This is a genomic window from Roseibium marinum, assembly GCF_002906165.1.
Taxonomy (GTDB): domain Bacteria; phylum Pseudomonadota; class Alphaproteobacteria; order Rhizobiales; family Stappiaceae; genus Roseibium; species Roseibium marinum.
This window is the reverse complement of the sequence record NZ_PPCN01000011.1, coordinates 113,894-134,970: the sequence shown is the minus strand read 5'-3', so window position 1 is coordinate 134,970 and position 21,077 is coordinate 113,894. Positions and strand designations below refer to the sequence as shown.

Below are 21,077 nucleotides of genomic sequence, written 5' to 3'. Positions count from 1 at the left end.
GATGCGGCGGGACTTGGCAAGGCCTTTTTGCAGCCTCAAGCGCTGTTTCAGGCCCCGTCGGCTTTCGGTCCCGCTCCAACAGCTTCCCGGGTAAAGTTTCGTAGAATAGCCGCAATTTCTGCCTATCGGATTGACCGTTCTTTCTGCTCTTCCCGAGTGGTCCTTGGAGTGGTTTTGATGATTTTCCTTAAGTCTTCCGCAGCATTCTTTTCGCCCGCCGCCATATTTTTCCTCTGCCTGTCCACCGCCGGATGGGCCGCCGGCAACGGACCGGTCACCAGCATCACGCTGTCCTCCGGCGGCCTCGCCGAGGTGGTGCGCAAGGCCGACATCGACAGCACAGGCCTTATTGAAATGACGGTGCCTCTCGACCAGGTGAACGACGTCCTGAAAAGCATCGTCGTCTATGACGGCAAGGGCGTCGTTGAGGGACTTACGCTGCCCGGTCCCGATCCTCGCGCAGAAACCTTCAAGAACCTGCCGTTCTCGCAAGAGGATCTTCAGTCTCCGGCCCGTCTCCTGGCGCAACTGCAGGGCACCCGCGTACGCTTGGAAAAGGCGGGCACGACGATCGAGGGCCTTGTGCTGGGCGTCTCCGTGAAGGACCTGGGGGACAAGGGCCAGGCGGATATCGTTTCCTTGCTGAGTAACGGGCGGATCGTCGGTGTGGAGCTGACACCGGAAACGGAAATCACTTTCCTTGAAGAACAGATCCGCCAGCAGGTTGCCCGGGCTCTGGCCGCGGTCGGCAACGGTAAATCGGACGGTGCGCGCACTCTCGCGCTGAAAGTGGCCGGGGAGGGCGAACGCCAGGTGGCTGTCTCCTATGTGGTGCCGGCGCCGATCTGGAAAACCGCCTACCGGGTGGTGACCATGCCGGCGGGCAAGGCCCGGCTGCAAGCCTGGGCCGTTCTGGAAAACGCCAGCGGCGAGGATTGGCGGAACGTGAGCGTCACCTTGTCCTCCGGCGCGCCGGTCACGCTTAAGCAGCGCCTGCACGACCTTTACTGGAAAGAACGGCGCGAAGTTCCGGTCGATGTGTCCGAAGGCTATGTCCCCAGACCGGACAGCGGCGCTGAACCCGTGTTCGATATGGCCGAGGCGGAAGGCCGCCTGAAAAGAAGCGGTGCTGCCGCGAGCGCTTTTCTTGCCGCGCCGGTCCCCGCGCGGGAAGCGCCTGCAGGCATGGCCGCCGCCAATGTTGGCGAGGCGGTCGAAGGCACGGTCACGGCCGCCTTCACGCTGCCTTACCTGGTGACCCTGCAAAGCGGTGATACCTTCTCCGCGCCAATCGTCGACCAGGTGGTCAGCGCCGAAACCGTTTCCGTGTTTCAACCGGAAAGCGGCCTGGAGCATCCGGTCGCGGCCATCCTGATCGAGAACGAAACCGATACCAGCCTGCCGAAGGGCATCCTGACCGTCTATGACCAACGCGAAGGCTATGTCGGCGATGCACAGATCGGCGGAATGCCTTCCGGCGAAGGCCGCATGGCGAGCTTTGCAACCGACAGGAAGGTCCGCATCGCGCAAAAGACGGAGCCGGACGACAGGGTCGTTTCGATCAGGGTCGCCGACGGTGTTCTCACCGCCTCCGTCCGTCAGCGCGCGCAAACCGTCTATGCGATCCAGGGGGCTCCGGACGCGGAGCGCTCGATCATCATCGAACACCCCAAACGGCCGGGCTGGAAGTTCACCTCTCCGCAGGAAATGGAGGCAACGGCAACACACCATCGTCTCAGGATCCAGGTGCCCGAAGGTGGGTCTGAAACTGTGAGCGCGCTTGCCGAGCGCACGATTTCGGAAACCTACGCGCTGATCTCGAGCGATGAACACCTGCTTCTGAACCTGGCCGTGCGGTCTCCGGATGCGGAAACCGCCGGCAAACTGCGGGAACTGGCCGGGTTGCAGGCCGAAATCTCCCAGATCGAAAGGCAGTTGCGGCAACTGGTTGAGCGCAAGGACGAAGAGACAAGGGATCAGGAACGCCATCGTGCCAATCTGACCGCCGTTCAGCCGGGAGCCGATCTTTACAAGCGTGCCGCGCGCAATCTGGCGGACTCCGAAACGCGCATCGAGGATATCGACACGCGGAGCGCATCGGCGAAGGATCGGCAGGCGGAGATACGCGCGACGCTGGGCGAAGCAATCAGAACGTTCTGAAATTGAGCCCTGTCGCCAATCCCAGGGCGGGGAGGCGGCAGGGTTCAGTCTGTGGCGTCGGGACGTTGCGTCGAAAGCTCGGCAACGGCTGCGGCCAGTTCGTTGAAATGGGAAATCACCCGGTCGGGCGCCAGGTCGCGCACCGGCACGGGCGTGTAGCCGAAATCGACCGCGATCACCGGAATGCCCGCGTTGCGGGCGGCGCTGATGTCGGTGCCGCTGTCGCCGATCATGATGGAGCCCGCCACCTGACCGCCGGCGCGCTCTATGGCGCCGTGAACCGGTTCGGCGTGGGGCTTGGAAACGGCAAATGTGTCGCCGCCGACAACGGCGTCGAAATATTTGCCCAGATCAAGCTCCTTGAGAAGCGGAAGGGTCAGTCTTTCGGCCTTGTTGGTACAGACCGCCAGTTTCCAGCCCTCGTTCCTGAAGGTTTCCAGGGCCGCAACCACGCCTTCGAACGGTCTTGTCCGAACGGCGATATTGGCTGCGTAATGATCCAGGAAATGGCTGAAGAGCGGCGCGATGTCGTCTTCTGTCCAGGGGATGGCGTTGTAGTCCAGCCCGCGCTGGATGAGAACCTTCGCCCCCATGCCGACCATGTGGGCGATATCCTCCTGCGGGATGGCGGAATGACCGGCCGTGGTCATCACGACATTGAGCGTGGCAACCAGATCCTCCATGGACGACACCAGCGTGCCGTCGAGATCGAACACCAGAACAGACATGAAAACTCCGGCAAAGACGAAACGAAGCTTTGCCTAGCGGCATTGGGCATCCGCCGCAAGGTCCTTTCCGCGTCCTAAAGCGTGTTGCGTTTAAGCCGATTCATGGATTTGGGAAGACGGCCGAGGCAGCGTTTGCATGGCAAATGCGTTCGGGCGAATTCCTGAATTCGATTTAACGCGATACGCTTCAAAGTTTGTAAGCCGTGCGGAAGCCGCCCCAGTGGCGTCCCCCAACGATGATCGGCGCGTCGATTTCCTTCATCCAGACGATTTTTCCACCCCCCATGTCGCGGGCGTAGGACTGGATCAGGAATGGGCGGGTGTTGCGCGCCGCGCTGAGGCCGGCCCTGTCGTCGAAAATCCGCTTGTTACGGCAATTGGCGGTGTTCCAGGCCGGATCGCCGGGTTTTTGCGGTTTCGAATAGATCAGGTTGTGAACGGGCAGATAGCCGTTCCGGTCGATCGCGGCGCAAAAGACCATGGCGTGACCGGCGCCGAGGATTGCCTCCTGGATTTCCGGCAGCACTTTTTCCAGATGGGCAAGGGCGCGGGTGGAAACCTGCAGGGGATCGGTACCCTCGATCGGCTTGTAGCCGGTGTCGAACAGGTCGTCCTGGGTCAACCGCCGATTTGCAAGAAGATCTTCCATGACGGCGATGATCCGCGCCGCGCCGGACTGCGCCAGGTCGACTTCCTTCGCGTGCGCGGCATGAATGGAAGCGATCCTGGCGGCGAGACTTTCCTGAAAGGTGCTGCTTGGATCGTCAAAACGGCAGTGACAGCCATAGTCGGATACGGCGACGACCGAAATGTCGACCGGGCCAATACCGTCAAGTTCAAGGCGGGTCTTGCTTCCCGTCCGCAGAAGCCCGTCCCGGCCCGGTTTGAACAGGACACCGCCTTCTGAAATATCCAGTGTTTCGATCTTCGTGGCCGTTCCCTCGTTCGTGATGGTCCCGCCCAGTTTGACGGGAAGCCTGTCATGCTGCCGCCGGTCACCGATCTCGGTCTGCCGGATCATCATGGTGAAGCGCGACTGCAGGGAATGCGCCGCGGTGCTCATCTCCGTCCCCAGGTTCCGGGCATGGGTTCCTCCCTGCTCGGCGGAGGTGGCTGACTCGGTAATCGTATTGACCTTCCGCACCACTTCCTGAACGAAGCTCGCGGTCTGTTGCGCCTGTTCGCCGATCAGATTGGTCGTTTCGACCTGGGTCTGCACGGCGTCCTCGACGGCGGCAAAGCTCGGCCGGATCCGTCCGATAACTTCGATGATCCGGTTGACCGACCCGAGACTGCTTTCGGCGGACTGATTGAGCCGGTCGATATTGGCGCTGATCTGCTCCGTTGCCGACTGTGTCTCCACCGACAGCGCCTTGACCTCGCTTGCCACCACGGAAAAACCCTTGCCGGCCTCTCCGGCCCTGGCGGCTTCGATGGTGGCGTTCAGGGCCAACAGGTTGGTTTGCTTGGCAATGTCTGAAATCAGGTTGACCACATTCGCAATGTCGGCGATGGCCTGTTTGAGTTCCATCACGCCGTTGTTGGCCTGATCGGCCACATCGCGGGCTTCGTTGGCGAGCTGATTGGAAAGTCCGACCTGGTTGCCGATCTCGCCGCTGGAAGATGACAGTTCCTGAATGGAGTCCGCCAGTCCGGAGGCGTTTTCCCCGGCGCTCGCCGACTGGTCGGCAAGCGACTGGCTGTCGCTGCGGATGGTTTCCAGTTTGTCCATCTGGCTGTCAAGCTGGTCCTGAACTTTCTCCGCGGCCGAACTGATGGCTTTCGCCGCCACCTTCAGGTCGTCCTCGAGACTGTCCAGAACGAAACTCATCCGGCCTGAGGAATTGGCGTCTTCAGGAACGGACGCGGCTCTATCGTCAATTGCCTCAAGGGTAGGCAAAATATCATGCGAGAAATTGTCTCGTGTTTTTTGCCGTGATCCAAGTCGAAGTATGTTCATTCGAATCTTTTCTTTCCGATCCCTAGATTGTTCTCATTAATATGCTTGGTCTGTCTAAAGGTATGGTTAACTATGGGTATGCGGGCCGAAGTTAACAGGGCCTCATTTGATGGAATTTTCCCGGTTTGCCGGCGAGGCGCGTATCGCAGGACGGTGTATTTCACCAGTCAAGACGTGAGATTCGGCAGAACAGTCTCCAAATGCGGTCAGACGGTTACCTGTTCACTACTGTTGGTGTCGGACACGCCGGAATGCGTTTCGTTTCCCTGGGTGAAGTGGGGAATGTCACTGGACCGGTCGAGCCCGGCCATGTTAAGCACCCGGCGGCCAAATCGAGATAACCTGTCATGGTTCGCCCGCCCGCCGGACAATCGCCGGACAATGGATTGGACAAGGATGCGGTCCACCGGCAACGGTGCTGGAGGAAGGGCGCCAGAGGAGCGTTGAATGAGCGACGAGTTCAAGAAGCAAGCCGCTGACCGCGCCGCGGAAGACGTTACTTCCGGCATGCGTCTGGGTATTGGTACCGGATCGACGGCCGAGTTTTTTGTCCACGCGCTTGCAAGGCGGGTCGGGGAAGGGCTGGATGTGATCGGCGTACCGACGTCCGAACGGACCGCGGAGCTGGCCTCCAGCTTGGGCATCAGGCTGACGACACTGGATGAAATGCCGCAACTGGACCTGACGGTGGACGGAGCCGACGAACTTGATCCGCAACTGGTGCTGATCAAGGGCGGAGGCGGTGCTCTCTTGCGGGAAAAAATCGTCGCGGCGGCTTCCGGGCAAATGATCGTCATTGCCGACAGCAGCAAACAGGTTGAAACGCTCGGGCGGTTTCCTTTGCCGATCGAGGTCGTTCCGTTTGGCCTGGAGGCAACCAGGCACGCTATTCTGAAGGTTCTGGATGCCCTGGACCTGCCTCCGGAGCTGGAATTGCGAGGCGGCAGCGACCGGCCGTTCAAAACGGATGGCGGCCATTTCATCCTTGACGCGCATCTTCAAAAAATCAAACAAGCCGAGTTGCTGGCAGACCGTCTGGTGGCAATTCCCGGCGTCGTCGAGCACGGCCTCTTCATCAATCTTGCAACAAAAGCTTACGTGGCCGGTACAGATGGGGTAAAGACCGTCTTGCCCATCCAAGTGGTGTGATTTGGCTTTCCGAACGAGCGATGAAAGCCGCCTAGGAGTAGAAAAATGAAACTTGTCAAGACTTTCCAGCGTGCAGCTGTAGTGGGCGCAGCCATGATTGCCGCCGGGTTTCTCTCAACCGCCGTATCCGCTCAGGACGCTGTTTCCGAAAGCCACATGGCCGCCGCGAAAAAGGTGGCCGCTGCGACAAAGGTTCTGGAACCCTTCGACGATATTCTGCCGATTCTCGCCGAACAGACCCGCACGGCGTTTATCCAGACCGATCCGACCCGTGCGGAAGAGATCATCGAGGTCACGCAGGAAGTCGCCATTAATCTGGCTTCCAAGCGCGCTGAACTGAACGATATCGTCTACAAGGCCTGGGCAAATTCCTTCACCGAAGAAGAGCTCAATGATCTGGCCGAGTTCTACAGCACGGACCTGGGCAAGAAGCTGACCACTACCATCCCCGCCATCACCCAGTATTCCGTAGGCGCGGCCCGCGAATGGCAGGACAAGATTTCCACGGAAATGGTAACGATGGTTCAGGAAGAACTGGCGAAGCGGAACGTCGTGGAGTGATGGTCTCCGTTTGCGGCGACGGCGGTGTGCTTTTGCCGAAGTACGGGTGTTACACAGGATAGTGAGGCCGGCTTGATTGCCGGTCCGCGGGCCGCGAATGCGGCCCGATTCGCTTTTTAGCGGGCAATTGGCCGGTACATGCGGGACAGGGCGTTTCTGCGCCGCTCTTGCATGGCGACGGCAACCGCTTATGTGGGGCGGGTCTGGAATACCGCCGGCCGGTCGGTGCTTATCCAAATGCGGGATGCTCCAAAGCTGTGGAAGACATATCGAGAGGCCAGAAATGAGCGAGTACGACTACGATCTTTTTGTTATTGGCGGCGGCTCCGGCGGTGTCCGGGCCGCGCGGATTGCGGCGACACACGGTGCCCGCGTCGGGATCGCCGAAGAACACAGATACGGCGGGACCTGCGTGATCCGCGGCTGCGTGCCCAAAAAGCTCTTTGTCTACGCCTCCAAGTTCTCCGAGGAATTCGAAGATGCGGAAGGGTTCGGCTGGACTGTCGGCGAGCGCGGCTTTTCCTGGAGCAAGCTGGTCGCCGCCAAGGACCAGGAGATCACTCGTCTCGAAGGCATTTACCGGCGCAACCTGGAACGCACCAACGTTGAAGTGCACGATAGCCGCGCCGTCATCGAGGGCGCGCACAAGGTGCGCCTGCTGACGACAGGGCAGGAGGTTACCGCCAGATATATCCTTGTCGCTGTGGGAGCCTCTCCGAATGTGGATACCGGCCTGCCCGGCGTTCAACACGTCATTACCTCCAATGAGGCGTTTCATCTCGATGAGCTTCCCGAGAAGATCGTGGTCGCCGGAGGCGGGTATATCGCCGTCGAGTTCGCCGGCATCTTCAACGGCCTCGGGGTCGACACGACACTGATTTATCGCGGCGAGGAAATCCTGCGCGGCTTCGACATGGATTTGCGGACCATGGTCCGCGAGGAAATGGAGAAGAAGGGGATCAGGGTGATTTTGAATGATGTGTTCACCGGCATAGAGAAGCACGCTGACGGTTCCCTGAGCGGCAAGACCAGGGGCGGCGAAATGCTGGAAGCCGGACAGATCATGTTCGCCATCGGCCGCAACCCGCATACCAGGGACCTTGGTCTTGAAAAGGCCGGGGTCGAGACGGACGCATCCGGCGCGATCAGGGTCAGTGCGGATTCCAGGACGAACATCGAGTCCATTTATGCGGTCGGCGATGTGACCAACCGCGCCAATTTGACACCCGTGGCGATCCGGGAAGGCCATGCCTTCGCCGATAGCGTTTTCGGCAACAATCCGTGGACGGTGGATCACAGCCTTATCGCCACCGCGGTTTTCTCCCAGCCCGAAATGGGCACGGTTGGACTGACGCAGGAAGAAGCCCAGGGCCGGACTCCCAACCTCGATATCTACAAGTCCGGTTTCCGGCCAATGAAGCACACCTTGTCCGGCAGGGACGAGAAAATGCTCATGAAGATGATCGTGGATGCCGATAGCCAGAAGGTCCTGGGTGTGCACATTGTCGGACCCGATGCCGGCGAGCTGGCGCAGATTCTGGGCGTGACGCTGCAAATGGGAGCGACCAAGGCGGATTTCGACCGGACCATTGCCGTGCACCCGACAGCCGCTGAAGAACTCGTGACCTTGCGTGAACCGACAGAGCGTTTGCGCGGTTAGGACCGGGAAAGCGCCAGTGGGGAGGTCGGACCGCGCCTTCTACCGGGCTTTGCCGGCGCGCGCGTACGGTCTTGGATCCTCAAGGGAAAGCGGCGGCTCGTTTGGGTCGCTGTTGCTGTCGAAGAAATCGGAAAACAGCGAATAGCGATTGCGGCCGAGATTCTTCGATCGATAGAGCGCGGCGTCGGACCGTGCGATGAGACTTTCGGCCGTCGTCCCGTCGTCGGGAGCAACCGCGATTCCAACGCTCAGTCCTATATGCGCTACCCCTTCGTCCCGGATCTCGATCGGTGCCTTGGCCGTCTCCACCAGCGCCGTGCACAGGCTGTGCAGGCTGGCTCTGTCTGTGGCCTTCCGGTAAATGATCATGAACTCGTCGCCGCCGACACGGCTGACAAGGCCCTCGTGGCCGATCACTTTCTTCAGGCGCCCGGCCATGGTCTTGATGACCAGGTCTCCCGCCGCGTGTCCGAATGTGTCGTTGACCGCCTTGAACTTGTCGAGATCGCATTGGATGATGACAAACGGTTTTCCCGGCAGCGATGTCACCGACGTCGCCAGAACGCGGTTGAACTGCAATCTGTTCGCCAGACCCGTCAGGGTGTCATGAAGGGCAAGGTGGCGATTCTGCTGCTCACTTGCCTGCAATGACGAGGTCAGCTGGCCGATTCTCCACGCGATGCCGAATGCCAGCGCCGCAAGCGCGACACTCAACAGCAATATGACCGGGATAATCGTCGGCCATATGGCGTTGCCGACGGTCTGGCTGTCCCATGTGAAGAGGCCGATGGTTTCTCCATCCGGATTCGAGATCGCATGAAATGCAGCCGAGCCCGCCGGCGCTTCCTCCACGAACTTGAGAGACGCGAAATTCAGTTGGGCATTCACTTGCCCGAGCAAGGTCTCGTCAATGTAATGGGCGGACAGAACCACAGTCGGCGGACCGTCCGGGAGCACATTTTCATAATCGTCCGGAATGACGGGCATCACACCGAACATGGCGGGCTTTCCGTCAATGCGGGTGAACCCCATAAGGGCGTATTCCTCCGGATCCATCCCCTGAAGGGACCGGTGGCCGTATCCTCCGGGGACGCGCACCCGGTTCTTTTCAAACAGGCTTTTGATTTTTCCGAACAAGGCTTCCAGTTCGGGCGCCTCGGCAATCGGTCTCTTCAGAATATGCGTGTAGTGTTCGAAGGTTTCCGCAAGAACATCGCCGTTTCCGGAGATCACCATAACCTTGCTGTGCCGGTAGTCGGACCACAGTGTATCGATCACCTTGTATGCGTAGTCGGCGTCGAAATTCAGCACTAGTCCGGCTACGGACTTATCTGACGAAGTAACGGTGATCTGCTCGCGCACCAGAGCGCGCATGCGATGCGCAAGCGTATTTCGGAACAGCCGCTTTTCGTTGGCGATTGCCTGCTCCGTCGATGCCTGCGAGGCAATAAATCCGACGAACAGCAGGGAAGCGGATGTAACAGCAATCAAAAGGCCGGCAAGAAGGAATGCGAGCCGCGAAATATGCTGCCGCGCTACACTCGCGGTCTGATCGCTGTATCTCCGCCGGAATTCGGTCAATCTAAAATCCTGTTGGAAGCCGCCGCGCCTGGCGGGCTCTTGTCACCGAATGATATGTAATGGGAAATATATGGACAAACAATTTATGAGGATATGGGTGGTATTACATAGGTAGCTTATGCTGCTATCTTAACGTTCCATAAGTAAATTTTTTATCAATGCCAAATACAACAATGCCGGATTAAGCTGAAAGAACTTGTTCATCTCTTGATGTGGGTACGCGCAGAAGTTGTTTGTATTGTTTCTGCGCTTTGTTGCAGTGTATTCGTGCGCTTTCCCGCGTTCATGCCTCACACCTAGGTTCGACGCCGGTGGTTTGGGTCCGGGCCCGGGAAAAGGCGGCTTCAGGTGTGGTTGCCGAGCACTTTGACGAATGTCTCTATTTCGGCTTCGGTGTTGAAGGCATGCACGGAGGCGCGCACCACCGCGTCGAGATTGCGGTGGGGCAGGTCAATTCTGGCAGAGCCGGCATTGCTAACAGACACATTGATTTGCGCCGCTGTGAGGCGGGCTTTTGTATGGGCCGGCGCTTCGCCTTCAACGGTGAAAGTTACGATCCCGCCCTTCCGCTGGCCCTTGTCATGCAGTGTGACATTCGCCAGCCCGGAAAGCTCCGATCTCATTTGGGCTCCCAGAGCGCAGACCCGATTGCCAATCCGTTCCATTCCAAAGCCGATCGCGTAGCTGACGGCAACGCCGAGACCGATCTGACCGGCGACATAGCGTTCCCAGGTTTCGAAGCGCCGCGCATGCGGGACAAGTTCATAGGACGTTTCATCAATCCAGTCCGCGGATTGAAGATCGACGAAGGGAGGATCGAGCTGGTCCAGAACCTCGTCCCTGACATACAAAAAACCGGTGCCGCGCGGCCCACGCAGATATTTACGGCCTGTCCCGGAGAGCATGTCGCAGCCGGTTTCGCTGACACTGACGGGTATCTGCCCGGCGGACTGGCACGCATCCAGCAGGTAGAGAACTTTCGCCGACCGGGCGATTTCCCCGACATCTTCCGCCGGGTTGATCAGTCCGGAGAAAGTGGGAATATGGGTCAGGGCAATCAGGCGCGTCCGCGCGCCGATGGCCGCTTTCACGCCCTTCAGATCGATCTGTCCGCTCGCGTCGTCCTCGACAATGTCGATTTCTATACCCTTGCGGCGTTTCATCTGCAGGAAGGCGACATAGTTGGAAACATATTCCGCCCGGCCCGTCACGATCCGGTCGCCCTCGCGGAAGTCGATGCCGTAAAACGCCATGTCCCAGGCACGGGTGGCATTTTCCACATAGGCGATTTCGTGGGGTTTGCTGCCGATCAGCGCGGCAAGGCCGGTGTAAAAGGCGTCCATGTCCGCGCTCGCATGGGCGGCGGCTTCATAGCCTCCCAACCGGGCTTCCAGATCCAGATGCTGCTTCACGGCATTGAGGACAGGCGTCAGGGCGAGACCCGTGCCGGCATTGTTAAAGTGGATCAGCTGCCCTACACCGGGAGTATCTTCCCTTAAAAGCTCGACATCGTGTTGGGAAAGGGAAGGAACGATCATGAGACCCCCAAGGCTTCGCGTTGCTTTCAGGTTACAGAATCAAGTTTAGCACCACATGACGATCACATATTTTGGCTACGGATCGCTCGTCAATACTGACACCATTCCCGCTGCCACGGAAACAGTCCCCGGGAGACTGAGCGGATGGATGCGCGAATGGAAGGTTTGCGGCGAGGGCGAGGACGGCCAGGGCCGTTGCGCCTTGACCGTCCGCGAGCAGGAGGGCGTCGAGATCCGCGGTATCATGGCGCGGGAGCCGCGCACCGGGCTGAAGGATCTTGAACTGCGCGAACGGCGCTATCACAAGGTGGAAGCGATCGGCGCGAAGTTCCGCTGCGAAGCGGGCCAAAAGCCGGGATCGGGGGACATGTTCCTCTTCAAGGCGGCACCCGGCCACCGCCGTTGGGGAACGGACACCCATCCGATCCTGCAGAGCTATCTGGACTGCGTTCTCGCCGGATATTTCCGGATCTGGGGTGAAGAGGGCATCGACCACTTCATCGAAACCACCGATGGCTGGCACGTGCCGGTGCTGCAGGACCGGGACAGGCCGCACTACCCGAGGAAGATCGTTCCCGGCCCGGTCCTGGCCGATCTGATCGATGGCAAACTGGCAGAGCTGGGCGTCAGCTATCTGACGCCGGACGAGAAAGTCTAACCGAGCAGGGTCTGCAATCCGTGTCCGGCGGCAAAGGCGATGCCGGCAGCCAGCATGCCGATCGCCATCGTTTCCAGGCCACAGGAAATCCAGTGTCTTTGAGACCAGTGCGCGCGGAAGGAGCCGATGGTGAAGAACGCGAGCGCCGTCATGACGGTGGCGGTTATGGCGCTTGCGGGGAGATCCAGGACAAAGGGCAGGAGCGGGATCGAGCCGAACACGATGAAGGCGGCGAATGTGTAGAGCGCTGCCTTCATGGGCGTGCGGGTCGCATCCGTCATACCGTATTCCCCCTGCATCATGGTTTCGATCCACGCCGCCCTGTTGGAGGTGACCAGGCGCACCATGGTTTCCAGATCCTCACCTTCGAAGCCCTTGGTCAGGAAGATCTGGCGGATTTCTTCCCGTTCGCCGTCCGGGGCGACGGAGATATGCTTTTCCTCCACCGCCTTGAGCCGGGCATAATCCTCGTTCTCGGATTTCGAACCGCTGTAATTGGCCGCGGCCATGGAGAAACCGTCGGCGAGCAGATTGGCGATCCCCAGGATCAGGATGACCTTTGACGACAGGTCGGCGCCGAGCGAGCCGGCGACGACGGCAAACGTGGTAACGGCGCCGTCGATGCCGCCATAGATCCAGTCCCTCAGGTAGCTGGCATCCGGCCCTGTCGCCAGCCGGGAGGCAATGTCGGCCGGACGGTGGCTGTGTTCCAGTCTTTTGCTTGGCATGGCTGCGTCCTTGCGAATTCGTTTGACTACATCCCCCGTCTGGAAGACGGGCACCTTGATCAGCCTCAAAATACCTTTAAATCCGCCGAATGGCCGTTCTCGGCACAATGGCTGGAAATCGAAGTATAATAGCTGGATTGAACGGTGGCCTTAACAGCTTTCGGGGTGTATAAGGCCGCACGTTTGCTGAGTTTGGGCGAGATTTTTCGCCTTACGCTCTAACAATTGAAATGTCGCGGACCGCGCAGCCCGGACTGAATGAAACATGCGTTGCAAGTGAACGCGGGCTGATCTGGAATGCACCCGCGGGTCCAGTGAGGAGTAGGAAGTATGGCGCAGAAGTGGAGCCCGGAAAGCTGGAGATCGAAGCCGATCCTTCAGGTGCCGGAATACCCGGATCAAGCGGCTGTGGCGGATGTTGAACAACGCCTGGCAACTTATCCGCCGCTCGTTTTTGCAGGTGAGGCGCGTTCGCTGAAAAGCCAGCTTGCGAACGTCGCGAAGGGCAACGGTTTTCTGCTCCAGGGCGGCGACTGCGCCGAAAGCTTTGCCGAACACCATCCCGATCACATCCGCGACTTCTTCCGTGTGTTCCTGCAGATGGCGGTGGTCCTGACCTATGCGGCCAGCCAGCCCGTCGTCAAGGTCGGCCGGATCGCCGGCCAGTTCGCCAAGCCGCGCTCGTCCAATTTCGAGAAAAAGGGCGATGTGGAGCTGCCGAGCTATCGCGGCGATATCATCAACGACATCAACTTCACTCCGGAAAGCCGCATTCCCGATCCGGGCCGCATGGCCATGGCCTACCGCCAGTCGGCCGCGACCCTGAACCTGCTGCGCGCCTTCGCCCAGGGCGGTTTCGCCAATCTGGATCAGGTGCACCGCTGGATGCTCGGCTTCATTTCCGACAGCCCGCAGGGACACCGCTACCAGGAACTCGCCGACCGGATCTCCGAGGCCCTGAACTTCATGAAGGCTTGCGGCATCAATGCCGACAGCGTTCCGCAGTTGCGTTCGACCGATTTCTTCACCAGCCACGAAGCGCTGCTTCTGGGTTACGAGGAGTCCCTGACCCGCGTCGATTCCACTTCAGGCGACTGGTACGCGACTTCCGGTCACATGATCTGGATCGGCGACCGGACCCGTCAGCCTGACCACGCCCATGTGGAATTCTGCCGCGGCATCAAGAACCCGATCGGTCTGAAATGCGGCCCGTCGATGACACCGGACGGATTGCTGGAGCTGATCGACATCCTGAACCCGGACGACGAGCCAGGCCGGTTGACCCTGATTGCGCGCTTCGGCGCGGACAAGGTCTTCGATCACCTGCCGCAGCTGATCCGGGCCGTCGAACGCGAAGGCAAGACGGTCGTCTGGTCCTGCGACCCGATGCACGGCAACACGATCACGGCAGGCGGATACAAGACCCGCCCGTTTGACCGTATCCTCAAGGAAGTGGAAGCGTTTTTTGAGGTCCACAACGCGGAAGGCACCCATGCGGGTGGTGTCCATGTCGAAATGACCGGCCGGAATGTGACCGAATGCACCGGCGGTGCGCGGGCGCTGACGGCTGAACAGCTCGGCGACCGCTACCACACCCATTGCGACCCGCGCCTGAACGCGGATCAGGCCCTGGAACTGGCTTTCCTCATCGCCGAGAACCTCAAGAAGGAGCGCGATGGCCGCCAGACAGAACCGATGGTTGCCAGCGCGTAAGGGCGGATCGAATTTCGCAACATGGATCGGGCGGCATTTGCCGCCCTTTTCTTTTGCATGACGGATATCGCCCAAGTGATGCTGAATGACAGGTTCCATATCGTGCGGCGGCCTCGGAATCTGACGAAACAGCGGTGATGACGAAGATGGAATTTCCCGTAAAAGTAGTTATTTTTGAAGATTCGACCGTCCAGTAAGGTTCGTTTAACGCTCAAAGTGCATACCTCCTTCCGTGGTCGTCGGTTTACCTAAGGGAAGGAAGAGGGAATTGCGTGAAAAGTGGGATCTTTCCGGCGTCTCCTGCCTGATTGTCGAGGACAATTCCCACATGCGTACAATCCTGCGTTCGGTGCTTTCCGGCTTCGGGATGAGGACCCTGTTCGAGGCCGGCGACGGCGCGGAGGCTCTTGAGTTCGTGGTCGACCGCAGGCCGGACATCGTTCTGTGCGACTGGGTAATGAGCCTCTTCGGCGGAAACGAGTTCCTCCGGGTCCTGCGTGCCGACCGGGACCGTTTGCTCAGCACCACGCCCGTGCTTGTCGTGACGGCGCATGCCAGGCGGTCCACCATCCTGGAAGCCATCGATATCGGTATTCACGGTTTCGTCGCCAAGCCGATCGCCCCGGTCATTCTCTACCGGCATATCGGCGAGGTTCTGGAGCGCCAGGGTCTGTATGGCCGGACGAGGGGGATACCCCGTCCCGAAAAAAGCTCGGGAACCCGGGAAACCGATACCATCGCCCCGTCCGGCATGGCCCCGGCTGCGACCAGCTCAAGGGAAAGCACCCTGGCGCTGCTTTAGCTTGAATATGACCGTACGAACCTCCTATCCGAACCGATTGGCTGTCTGAAAGTTGAACGACTTGGAAGTGAGCCAGCATTCTGCAAGCCTGGGTGATTGCAACGGTCAGGCCTTGCGGCTACATCATGAAGACATGACACTTCCTGGAAATGCTCCCATGATTTCAGATCGATTCAGACTGGCGGTCGCACAGCTCAATCCGACTGTCGGCGATGTCGATGGAAATGCCAATCTGGTGCGCGAGGCGCGCGTCGAGGCCGCTGCGAAAGGCGCCGATCTGGTGCTTGCCTCCGAACTCATTCTTGCCGGCTACCTGCCAGAGGATCTGGTGCTGAAACCCGCCTTTGTCCGTCGCTGTATGGATGCGGCACACGCCTTGGCGAAGGAGACCGCCGACGGCGGTCCGGGGCTGGTGATCGGTACGCCCTGGAAGGGCGATGACGGCAAGGTCTACAACGCCGCGCTTCTTCTCGACCAGGGGGAAATCAGGGCGGTTCGCTACAAATACGACCTGCCCAATTACAGCGTCTTTGACGAAAAGCGCGTGTTTGCCGCCGGCCCCTTGCCGGGACCCGTCGATTTCCGCGGCGTGCGCATAGGTCTGCCGATCTGCGAGGACATCTGGAACGACGAGGTCTGCGAGTGCCTTGAGGAAACCGGCGCGGAAATTCTGCTGGTCCCCAATGGATCGCCTTACTGGCAAAACCGGGCCGAGGAGCGCCTGCAGGTGGTCGTCGCCCGCGTGGTCCAGACCGGGCTGCCGCTGGTCTATTGCAATCAGCTTGGCGGTCAGGACGAACTGGTGTTCGATGGCGGCTCCTTCGCCCTTCAGGGAGACCGGTCGCTGGCCTTCCAGATGCCGCAATTCGAACCGGCGCTCGCCATCACCGACTGGACACGCGCCGGGGAAACCTGGATCTGCGAGAACGGCGTCACCGAGCCGCTGCCCGGTCTCGATGAGGCGAACTGGCGAGCCTGTGTCCTGGGTCTCGGCGATTACGTGAACAAGAACGGGTTTCCAGGCGTTGTTCTCGGACTGTCCGGCGGGATCGATTCCGCGATCTGCGCGGCCATGGCGGTCGATGCTCTTGGAGCCGACAAGGTCCACGCGATCATGCTGCCTTACCGCTATACCTCCGAAGAGAGCATCGAGGATGCCGCCGCATGCGCCTCCGCCCTCGGTATCCGTTACGACACGGTTCCGATTGCGGAACCGGTCGAGGGGTTCCGCAATGTATTGAGCGACCTCTTCAAGGGCACTAAGGAGGATACGACGGAGGAAAACCTGCAATCGCGCACGCGTGGCGTTATCCTGATGGCGGTTTCCAACAAGTTCGGATGGATGGTTGTGACCACCGGCAACAAATCGGAAATGTCGGTCGGCTACGCAACGCTGTATGGCGACATGAACGGCGGCTACAATCCGATCAAGGATCTCTACAAGACCCAGGTCTACCATCTGGCGGCCTGGCGTAACGCCAACCGTCCGAAGGGCCTGCTGGGGCCGGCGGGGGAGGTAACCCCAACCAATATCATCACCAAGGTTCCGACCGCCGAACTCCGCGAAAACCAGACAGATCAGGATTCCCTTCCGCCTTATGACGTTCTCGACGATATCCTGGACTGTCTTGTCGAGGAGGAAATGTCGGTTGGCGAGATTGAAAAACGCGGTCATGACCGCGCGTTGATCCATCGGATCGAACACCTCCTTTACATTGCAGAATACAAGCGCCGGCAAGCCCCTCCCGGCGTCAAGATCACTGAACGGAATTTCGGCAAGGACCGCCGCTATCCCATCACCAACCGGTTCCGCGACCGCAGCTGACGCGATCCGGGGCTCCTGTCAATGCAGGCCCCATGACCTATTTCAAATTCCTGCGCGAGAATGCGCGCTGGCTGTCTGCCAGCTATCTGCTCGCGATGTTTTCCGGCTTCGGTCAGACGTTTTTCATTTCGCTTTCGGCGGGCGACCTGCGGGCGGAGTTCGCGCTCAGCCACGGCGATCTGGGTCTGCTCTACATGCTGGCGACGCTCGGCAGCGCGCTGACGCTGCCTTACGTCGGCAAGAGCGTCGACCACTTTCCGGTGCGCACGATCGCGGCCGTGGTGATGACCACCCTGGCCCTGTTCTGTTTCGCCATGGCGAGCACCTTTTCCGTCTGGATGATCGCCTTGTCCTACTACGGGCTGCGCCTGTGCGGGCAGGGCATGATGACCCATACCGCGGTCACGGCGGCCGGGCGCTGGTTTTCCGCGCGGCGCGGCCGGGCGCTCTCCATCGCGCTCCTCGGGCTGCCGACCGCCGAAGCCCTGTTTCCGCTGTGCTTCGTGACCCTCGCCGGCATTTTAGGCTGGCGAGGGGCGTGGACGGTCGCCGCCCTGGTCCTGCTTCTGGCGGCGCTGCCCGTGCTCATGGTCCTGCTTGCCAGGGACCGGGTGCCGAGTGCGACGGAGATCGCCTCCATCAAGGCGGAAGGGCGGCAATGGACGCGCAATGAAACGCTTCGCGATTCGCGTTTCTGGCTGGTGTCCTGCGGCATCAATGCGCCGGCCTTCATCGGCACGGCGATCTTTTTCCACCAGGTCTATCTGGTCAACCTGCGCGGCTGGTCCTTGGAGGTGTTTGCCAGCGCCTTCCTGGGGATGGCTGCCGGCGTCGTCTGCACGTCGCTGGTGGTCGGACCGCTGATCGACCGCTTTTCCGCCCGCCGGCTGCTGCCTTTCACGCTGATACCACTGTCGCTGGCCTGCCTCGTGCTGGCGCAGTACCATGCGCCTCTGTCGGCGTTCATCTTCATGGGGCTCATCGGGATTTCCAACGGCTTCAACAGCACGCTTGTCAGCTCGTTCTGGCCGGAGGTCTACGGAACGCGCCACATGGGTGCCATTCGCGCCAGCGCCTTCTCCGTCATGGTGTTCGCCTCCGCTGCCGGACCCGGACTGGTCGGCTGGCTGATCGACATCGGCGTGCCTTTCGATATGCAGGTCAGGGCAATGGGTCTCTACTGCCTCATCTTCTGTGCCGTGCTGGCGCTGGTGGCCCGGGCGTACAGGGAAAGGGAAACAATCTTGAAACCGGAATGAGTTTGGGGTTGCCGTGCGGACGATCCCCGGCTAACTCAAACGCCATGACTGTCATCGTACGTTTCGCGCCGTCGCCGACCGGCCACATCCATATCGGCAATAGCCGTCCCGCGTTGTTCAACTGGCTGTTCGCCAAAAAGGCGGGCGGGCGGTTCATCCTGCGCTTTGACGATACCGACCTGGAACGCTCCAGGCAGGAGTATGTCGAGTCGATCGAGCGGGACCTGCGCTGGCTGGGCATCGAGCCGGATCTTGTCGAACGCCAGTCGGAGCGCGTCGCCAGCTATGATGCCGCCGCGCAGAAGCTGAAGGACGCGGGGCTGCTTTATCCCTGTTACGAGACGCCGGACGAACTGGAACGCCGCCGCTCGCGCCAGCGCGCGATGGGCCGTCCGCCCGTTTACGACCGCACCGGGCTCAAGTTGACAGCGGAAGAGAGAGCCGCTTTCGAGGCGGAGGGCCGCAAGCCGCATTGGCGGTTCCTGCTCCCCAATCACGACGGCGATCCGTTGCGGACTCGGCGCACGGAGGTGTCCTGGGACGACCTTTGCCGCGGCACGCAGGCGGTGGATCTGGCGTCGCTCTCCGATCCGGTTCTCATCCGCGCGGACGGCACATATCTTTATACCTTCACATCGATTGTCGATGACATCGACATGGGCGTCACCCACATCATCCGCGGCGAGGATCATGTGTCGAACACGGGTGTCCAGATCGCGATTTTCGAGGTGCTCGGCGCCGCCGCGCCGGTTTTCGGCCACCACAATCTGCTGACGACGCGGGACGGGGAAGGGTTGTCGAAGCGCAAGGGCGCACTGTCGATCGGCTCCCTGCGGGACGAAGGCCTGGAAGCGATGGCGGTGGCCTCGCTTGCCGTACTGACGGGAACAAGCCAGGCCGTCGAACCTGTTGCGACCATGGACGCCCTCATGGAAAAATTTGACCTTTCAAGCGTTTCGAGATCCTTGGCGAAATTCGATCCTGACGAGTTGCGGAACCTCAACGCCCGTCTGGTCCACGATTTGCCTTACGAGGCGGTGAAAGACAGGCTGGCGGGGCTCGGTATCGCGGCGGACGCGAACTTCTGGGAGACGGTGCGCGGCAACTGCCAGACGGTCGGGGATGCCCTCGAGTACTGGAAGGTCGTTACCGGACCGGTCGAAAGCCGGGTCGAGGACGAGGACAGGGAGTTTGTCGCCAAGGCCGGGCAGCTGCTGCCGGAAGGGGAGATCACTCCGGACACCTGGGGTCTGTGGACGGCGGCGCTGAAGTCGGAAACCGGACGCAAGGGCCGCGGCTTGTTCATGCCGCTGCGGCGTGCCTTGACCGGAATGGATCACGGACCGGACATGAAAGCGCTGCTGCCCCTTATTGGGCGACAAAATATTCTGGACCGACTACCCTGACGGATGCCTTTTCCCCGGGGGCCGGACGGAAACCCGTATCGTTGCTTTTGAACACCGGAGCCAACGGGGAATCCATCGCGGCACCGTCTCCTGCCAGCGCTCGCACGGACAGCAGTGGCAACCCGTTCACGGTTACCGACGGGCCGGTGGGCCGGTCCTGATCGGGGGACAGCCTTACGGCGGCCTGGTGCAAGGGGACAGTGACGTCAAAACCCTTTTCCAGATTGATCAGGGTGTCGGGGTCTTCATGGGACGGCAATTGCGCTCTTCGCAGCGGCGGTCGCGACAAGGGGGAGGGCGTGTCGGCGTTGTCCTCGAACGTTCCGCCGCGGGGCGGCTGCAGGGTTCTCCTCGGCAGTCCGGCGCTGATATCGGCAAAGAACACGCGGTCGCCGGATCCGGAGGTCAGCTCCGTCCAGTCGGAGCGCATGCGGGACTGACGTGTCGGACGGCAACTGCAGCCTTCCACGAATTCCGATTTGTAGCGGTCGGCATAGGGTTGTTCCGAATAGAGCGCCCCGGCCAGAGATATCATCTGCGACTGGTCGCCTCCCGGGTTGCGGTAGACATAAAGCTCGGTCTGCGCAGCCGGGCAGATTTCCGAACAGCGGGCTTCGTCATAGCCGAACTGGTCCTTACCCGCCGAAAAGCTCAGCGGGAAGAAATAGCCGTCGCAGGTGCGCACGCAAAGAGTGCGGAAGGTGCCGCCGGAGGGAAGACGTACACGCGACGCCCCGCTGTTTTTCTGCGCACGCACAGCGGCGATTTCCCGGTCTCCCGATCTGGCGGAGGCAAGGTCCACTGTCGCTTTTGAGCGTTGCTCCGGCTGGGAGCGGGGATTGAAAAGACGCGACAGCAGGGAGCGAGGTTTGTCCTGATCGCCGGTTTGCTCGGCCTGTGCCTGCCGGGCGGAGGCGGGCGCGTTGCAATTCTGTCCGGCAAGTTGCGAGCGGACCTGTCTCAACCGTTTGGCATTGCCCGAAGAGCCGCCGCCAGCCTTGGCAAGCTGACGCTCGATCGCGGACAGATTGGCCTTCATGCGCCTGATCTTGCCGTTGAGGCTCTGGCAGTTGGGTGTCGCCGCGCTCGCGCAGCCTAAATATCGGGCATCGCGCTCAGCCGCCGTGATCGCCTTTTGCTGCTGGCTCCGGGCGGTCGTCCATTTCCTGGCAGCGGGTGAACTGGAAGCGGAACCGGACTCCAGCCGCCGCAATTCGGCCTTCAGACCGGAACAGCTGGCGGCGGCGGCAGTGTTCAAGGGCAACAGGAATGCCGCGCACACGACAAGTGCACGCACGAAATCACCAGACCAGACGGTGCTGCGAAACCACATACCCTTCCCCTGCAGC

Annotated in this window: 16 protein-coding genes; 10 read left to right on the top strand and 6 right to left on the bottom strand. The window is 60.6% G+C overall.

Annotated elements, in window-relative coordinates:
* Window positions 1-177 precede the first annotated feature (177 nt).
* A complete protein-coding gene (locus tag CLV41_RS21440) occupies window positions 178-2,160 on the top strand; it encodes a DUF4139 domain-containing protein (protein ID WP_103224516.1) in 1,983 nt (660 codons plus the stop codon).
* A 44-nt stretch (window positions 2,161-2,204) separates the two neighbouring features.
* Here the strand turns inward: CLV41_RS21440 and CLV41_RS21435 are convergent, their stop codons facing one another.
* Together CLV41_RS21435 and CLV41_RS28345 are read right to left on the bottom strand one after the other, a co-directional pair.
* Entirely contained in the window at window positions 2,205-2,888 is a 684-nt protein-coding gene (locus CLV41_RS21435) for an HAD family hydrolase (protein ID WP_103224515.1), read from the bottom strand.
* A 187-nt stretch (window positions 2,889-3,075) separates the two neighbouring features.
* Window positions 3,076-4,719 carry a methyl-accepting chemotaxis protein gene (locus CLV41_RS28345; RefSeq protein WP_328590051.1) on the bottom strand — a complete coding sequence of 548 codons (1,644 nt, stop codon included), beginning with the start codon at window positions 4,717-4,719 and terminating at the stop codon, window positions 3,076-3,078.
* A 576-nt stretch (window positions 4,720-5,295) separates the two neighbouring features.
* On the opposite strand from CLV41_RS28345, the gene rpiA reads away from it, so the two are divergent.
* The 3 genes from rpiA to gor all read left to right on the top strand — a co-directional run bounded on the left by rpiA (window position 5,296) and on the right by gor (window position 8,218).
* The gene (gene rpiA, locus CLV41_RS21425) at window positions 5,296-5,997 is read left to right on the top strand and encodes a ribose-5-phosphate isomerase RpiA (RefSeq protein ID WP_103224513.1); all 702 of its coding nucleotides are present in this window, start codon (window positions 5,296-5,298) and stop codon (window positions 5,995-5,997) included.
* Between the two features lie 45 nt (window positions 5,998-6,042).
* On the top strand, window positions 6,043-6,558 hold the full coding sequence (locus tag CLV41_RS21420; protein WP_208987658.1) for a DUF2059 domain-containing protein: 516 nt from the start codon (window positions 6,043-6,045) through the stop codon (window positions 6,556-6,558).
* Window positions 6,559-6,841: 283 nt separating this feature from the next.
* Window positions 6,842-8,218: a glutathione-disulfide reductase gene (gene gor, locus CLV41_RS21415; RefSeq protein ID WP_103224512.1), complete on the top strand. Its 1,377-nt coding sequence runs from the start codon at window positions 6,842-6,844 to the stop codon at window positions 8,216-8,218.
* Window positions 8,219-8,257: 39 nt separating this feature from the next.
* Here the strand turns inward: gor and CLV41_RS21410 are convergent, their stop codons facing one another.
* The gene (locus CLV41_RS21410) at window positions 8,258-9,799 is read right to left on the bottom strand and encodes a diguanylate cyclase domain-containing protein (RefSeq protein ID WP_208987657.1); all 1,542 of its coding nucleotides are present in this window, start codon (window positions 9,797-9,799) and stop codon (window positions 8,258-8,260) included.
* Window positions 9,800-10,143: 344 nt separating this feature from the next.
* Entirely contained in the window at window positions 10,144-11,337 is a 1,194-nt protein-coding gene (locus tag CLV41_RS21405; RefSeq protein WP_103224511.1) for an aminotransferase class V-fold PLP-dependent enzyme, read from the bottom strand.
* Window positions 11,338-11,485: 148 nt separating this feature from the next.
* Between CLV41_RS21405 and CLV41_RS21400 the strand changes: the two genes are divergently transcribed.
* The gene (locus tag CLV41_RS21400; RefSeq protein WP_208987656.1) at window positions 11,486-11,995 is read left to right on the top strand and encodes a hypothetical protein; all 510 of its coding nucleotides are present in this window, start codon (window positions 11,486-11,488) and stop codon (window positions 11,993-11,995) included.
* Here CLV41_RS21400 and CLV41_RS21395 read toward each other — a convergent pair.
* Window positions 11,992-12,723, bottom strand: a complete 732-nt coding sequence (locus CLV41_RS21395) for a VIT1/CCC1 transporter family protein (RefSeq protein WP_103224509.1) — start codon at window positions 12,721-12,723, stop codon at window positions 11,992-11,994. The genes CLV41_RS21400 and CLV41_RS21395 overlap by 4 nt on opposite strands.
* Before the next feature lie 330 nt (window positions 12,724-13,053).
* Between CLV41_RS21395 and CLV41_RS21390 the strand changes: the two genes are divergently transcribed.
* The 5 genes from CLV41_RS21390 to gltX all read left to right on the top strand — a co-directional run bounded on the left by CLV41_RS21390 (window position 13,054) and on the right by gltX (window position 19,728).
* The gene (locus CLV41_RS21390) at window positions 13,054-14,436 is read left to right on the top strand and encodes a class II 3-deoxy-7-phosphoheptulonate synthase (protein ID WP_103224508.1); all 1,383 of its coding nucleotides are present in this window, start codon (window positions 13,054-13,056) and stop codon (window positions 14,434-14,436) included.
* A 268-nt stretch (window positions 14,437-14,704) separates the two neighbouring features.
* The gene (locus CLV41_RS21385; RefSeq protein WP_208987655.1) at window positions 14,705-15,238 is read left to right on the top strand and encodes a response regulator; all 534 of its coding nucleotides are present in this window, start codon (window positions 14,705-14,707) and stop codon (window positions 15,236-15,238) included.
* A gap of 157 nt (window positions 15,239-15,395) precedes the next feature.
* Window positions 15,396-17,063 carry an NAD+ synthase gene (locus CLV41_RS21380; RefSeq protein WP_103224507.1) on the top strand — a complete coding sequence of 556 codons (1,668 nt, stop codon included), beginning with the start codon at window positions 15,396-15,398 and terminating at the stop codon, window positions 17,061-17,063.
* Window positions 17,064-17,095: 32 nt separating this feature from the next.
* Complete coding sequence (locus CLV41_RS21375) at window positions 17,096-18,322, top strand: MFS transporter (protein WP_103224506.1); 1,227 nt, start codon at window positions 17,096-17,098, stop codon at window positions 18,320-18,322.
* Window positions 18,323-18,366: 44 nt separating this feature from the next.
* Window positions 18,367-19,728 (top strand): glutamate--tRNA ligase, encoded by a 1,362-nt coding sequence (gene gltX, locus CLV41_RS21370; protein WP_103224505.1) that lies wholly within the window; start codon window positions 18,367-18,369, stop codon window positions 19,726-19,728.
* Here gltX and CLV41_RS21365 read toward each other — a convergent pair.
* Window positions 19,691-21,061 (bottom strand): DUF2865 domain-containing protein, encoded by a 1,371-nt coding sequence (locus CLV41_RS21365; protein WP_103224504.1) that lies wholly within the window; start codon window positions 21,059-21,061, stop codon window positions 19,691-19,693. The two genes, gltX and CLV41_RS21365, sit on opposite strands and share 38 nt — an antisense overlap.
* Between the last annotated feature and the right edge of the window lie 16 nt (window positions 21,062-21,077).